Origin of the sequence: Dietzia sp. HMSC21D01 (assembly GCF_001815995.1) — a bacterium.
GTDB classification, from domain to species: domain Bacteria; phylum Actinomycetota; class Actinomycetes; order Mycobacteriales; family Mycobacteriaceae; genus Dietzia; species Dietzia cinnamea.
This window is the reverse complement of record NZ_KV823728.1, coordinates 249-577: the sequence shown is the minus strand read 5'-3', so window position 1 is coordinate 577 and position 329 is coordinate 249.

Below are 329 nucleotides of genomic sequence, written 5' to 3'. Positions count from 1 at the left end.
CGGCGGCTGCACCCACCCCGACTGCGACCAAGACGCCCGCCACAGCCAAGCCCACCACGCCGGCACACCCTGGGCCGCCGGCGGCCTGACCAACATCGACGAACTCGCCCTGGCCAGCGGCGACTGCCACGCCATGATCCACAACACCGGCTGGACCACCACCCCAGACCCCACCGCACCCCAAGGCGTCAGATGGACCCCACCACCCGCAACCCCCCGAGCGACCAACCCACCCCCACCCAAACCCGGCCCACCACCACTGACACCACTCGACGCGCCTATCCTGCCGTTCGCACTCCTTGGGCTGTGTCAAGGATTGTGGACAGGTC